The sequence below is a fragment of the Kitasatospora sp. NPDC056327 genome (assembly GCF_042261735.1).
Lineage (GTDB): Bacteria > Actinomycetota > Actinomycetes > Streptomycetales > Streptomycetaceae > Kitasatospora.
The window spans coordinates 1-3287 of record NZ_JBHJRC010000480.1 but is presented as its reverse complement, the minus strand read 5'-3'; the positions used below and the strand labels follow the sequence as shown (position 1 = coordinate 3287).

The window sequence follows — 3287 nt, the reverse complement described above, 5'->3', positions numbered from 1 at the left end:
GCGCACCCGCGTGCACGCGAACGGCGCGCACCGGGCCGCGGTGGCCGGTGCGCGCCGGGACGGTCGGGGGCCCGCCCCGGCGCGCCGTCCGCCCGCACGCCCTCGTTCGGCGGGCGCCGGGGCGTCCGCGCTACTTCGTGAGCGCCTGGACGCCGGCCTGCGCGAACTGCTCGTCCAGGTCGCCGCTGGGCGCGCCCGCGACACCGATGCCGGCGACCGGGGCGCCCTTCGACTGCACCGGGGCGCCGCCGGCCAGGAACAGGGTGTTCGGGATGTCCTTGAGGCCCGGGGCCTGCGCGAGGCGCTTCACCAGCTCGGAGGTGGGAGCGTTCCAGGAGACCGCGGTGAACGCCTTGCGCACGGCCGACTCCGGCGCCTGCGGGCCGGCGCCGTCGCCCTTCAGCAGCACCCGGGTGACACCGTCGCGGTCGACGACCGCGACCGAGACGTGCTGGCCGGCCTTGGTGGCCGCGTCCAGGGTGGCCTGGGCGGCCTTGGTGGCCGCCTCGATGGTCAGACCGGTGCTCTGGGAGAGGTTCTTGTTCTGGGCGTCGGTCTTGACCGCGGCGGCGGTCACGGCCGGGGTGTCGGTGGCCTCGGCACTGGCCGAGACGGCGCCGACGGTGGCGGCGGCCAGCGCGGCGGCGGCGACGGTGCCGGTGAGCACCCTGGCGCGAACGGAGGTCTTCTTCATGGTCCGGCTCCTCGTCGGATGATGGCGGTGGGGACTGGTTCGATCCTCCGTTCCGGGACCCCCTCGCCACATCGGCGTTCCGTCCACCGCGGGCGTGCACGACGGACGACGGCCCCGTCAGCCGATCGGCTGATGCGCCCCCCGACCGGGCGGGCCACCATCGGAGGATCACCGGGGACGCGCCGGCGGCGCACCGGTGCAGGACGGACGAAGGGCAGCCGTGCCCGGCACGGCGGCGAGCAGCGGCGACGGCCGGTGGGACCACCGGCGGGCGGACAGAGCAAGGAGCGGCCCCGTGCACCACCCCGGCCCCCCGCCCGACCACCCCGCCTCCCCCGACCCGGACGCCCGGTGGCTGGCCGTGCTGCTCGACTCCGCCTTCCTCCTGCTGCTCGCCACCTCGCTCAGCCGCTACCTCAGCCACCACCCCGACAACCCGCGGGTCCCCTGGGTGCTCGGGCTGAGCATCGCCCTGGCCGTCGCCCAGCCGGTCGGCTCCTGGCTCGCCCACCGCCGTCCGCCCGCCCCCGGGCGGCGCCGCAGCCCCTGGCCGCTGGCGGTGGTGACCGTGCTCTGGGTGATCCTGGTGCTGCTCGCGCCGAGCTTCTCCTGGTGCGCCGTCCCGCTGGTCTACACGGCGCTGCGGACGCTGCCCATCCGGGCGGCGGTCCCCCTGGTCGCGGCGCTCACGCTGCTGGTGGTCGTCGGCGAGATCCGGCTGCCCGGCCCGGTGGACTCCAACCTCGTCCTGCTGCCGCCCGCCGTCGCCGCGCTGGCCACCGGTGTCTTCCTGTACATGGAGCGGCAGGCGGCGCGGCAGCGCGCGCTGATCGCCGACCTGGTCCGCACCCGGCGCGAACTCGCCGCCACCGAACGGCGGGAGGGGACGCTCGCCGAGCGGGAACGGCTGGCGATGGAGATCCACGACACCCTCGCCCAGGGCCTGTCCAGCCAGCAGATGCTGCTCCAGGCCGCCGACCGCACCTGGGACGGCGACCCGGTGACCGCCCGCACCCATGTGCGCACCGCGGCCGAGGTGGCCGCCCGCAACCTCGCCGAGGCCCGCCGCTTCGTCCACGACCTCGCGCCCGCGGAGCTCGCCGACGGCCGCACCCTGGGCGGGGCACTGCGCTCGCTCGCCGGGCGGGAGTCCGCCGAGAGCGGTCTGCCGGTCCGCTTCCACCTGGACGGCACGCCCGTGCCGCTGCCGGCGGCGGCGCAGGCCGCGCTGCTGCGGATCGCCCAGGGCGCGCTGGCCAACGTCCGCGAGCACGCCGGGGCCTCGGCCGCCGCGCTGACCCTCTCCTTCCTCGGCGACCAGGTGGTGCTGGACATCGCCGACGACGGCCGCGGCTTCACCGCCGGCGGGGGCCCGGGCGGCACCCCGTCCGGACCGGCGGGACCGGCGGGACCGTCCGGGCCCACCGCGCCGTCCGCCCCCGGCCGCGGCCACGGCCTGCCGGCCATGCGGGCCCGGCTGCGCCGGTTCGGTGGCACCCTGACCGTGGAGAGCGCTCCCGGCGAGGGCACCGTGGTCTCCGCCGCGATCCCGCTCGCCCCCGCCGGCCGCCGGCCGCCGTCCCCCGACCGCCCCTAGGGCCTGGAGCCGCCCGATGAACCCCACCCCCGCCCCTTCGCCGGTCCGGCTGCTGGTCTGCGACGACCACGCCGTGGTCCGGGCCGGTCTGCTCGCCCTGCTGGCCAGCGCCGGCGACATCGAGGTGGTCGGCGAGGCGAGCAGCGGCGAGGAGGCGGTCGAGCTGGCCGCCCGGCTGGCCCCACAGGTGGTGCTGATGGACCTCCAGCTCGGCGACGGCATCGACGGCGTGGAGGCCACCCGGCGGATCACCGCCGCGCCGGGTGCGCCGCACGTCCTGGTCCTGACCACCTACGACACCGACGCCGACATCACCCGGGCGATCGGCGCGGGCGCGACCGGGTACCTGCTGAAGGCCGAACGGCCGGAGGAGCTGTTCGCCGCGGTGCACTCGGCCGCGCAGGGCCGGACGGTGCTCTCCCCGCCGGTCGCCTCCCGGGTGATGGCGCAGATGCGGGCCCCGGCGCCGCAGCTCACCGAGCGGGAGACGGAGATCCTCGCCCAGCTCGCCCAGGGGCTCGGCAACCGGGAGATCGCCCGGGCGCTGTTCATCAGCGAGGCGACCGTCAAGACCCACCTCGGCCGGATCTACGACAAGCTGGGCGTCGACACCCGGGCCGGCGCGGTGGCGGTCGCCAAGGAGCGCCGCCTGCTCCGCTGAGGCCCGGCGCTCCGCCGGAACGTTCTCCGGATCGTCCGCCGGGCGTCCGCCGGCCGTCCGCCGGCTCCTTTCCGCGACCTCCCGGGCACCCTGCGCACTTCCGGACCCCGCTCCCCGGTTGTGGATGTTCCATGGATCCGACCATTGACAAACCAACCATGCGGTTTGTTACCGTGATGATCAACGACGCCCCACTTCAAGGGGGCTCGCCGGGCCTGTGCGGACCGTTCTCGCCGGAGGGCGGCGCCAGGGGGGACGGCGGGAGTCCGGGGCGATCGGGGGGAGCGGCGCAGCAGCCGCGCGACGACGCGGCGCGGAGCGGGTCCGGGGGGACC

At 76.9% G+C, this 3287-nt stretch carries 3 protein-coding genes; 2 read left to right on the top strand and 1 reads right to left on the bottom strand.

The features are described 5' to 3' along the window. Nucleotides 1-130 precede the first annotated feature (130 nt). Nucleotides 131-694 (bottom strand): heme-binding protein, encoded by a 564-nt coding sequence (locus ACFCX4_RS35455; protein ID WP_376151468.1) that lies wholly within the window; start codon nucleotides 692-694, stop codon nucleotides 131-133. Nucleotides 695-989: 295 nt separating this feature from the next. Between ACFCX4_RS35455 and ACFCX4_RS35450 the strand changes: the two genes are divergently transcribed. After that, entirely contained in the window at nucleotides 990-2291 is a 1302-nt protein-coding gene (locus ACFCX4_RS35450) for a sensor histidine kinase (RefSeq protein ID WP_376151466.1), read from the top strand. 16 nt (nucleotides 2292-2307) lie between these two features. Then, a complete protein-coding gene (locus tag ACFCX4_RS35445) occupies nucleotides 2308-2952 on the top strand; it encodes a response regulator (protein WP_376151464.1) in 645 nt (214 codons plus the stop codon). Nucleotides 2953-3287: the final 335 nt, after the last annotated feature.

What these genes read in the sequence shown, in the direction of transcription:
- ACFCX4_RS35455 (WP_376151468.1), bottom strand. Translation starts at nt 694, where the DNA reads ATGAAGAAGACCTCCGTTCGCGCCAGGGTGCTCACCGGCACCGTCGCC.
- ACFCX4_RS35445 (WP_376151464.1), top strand. Translation starts at nt 2,308, where the DNA reads ATGAACCCCACCCCCGCCCCTTCGCCGGTCCGGCTGCTGGTCTGCGAC.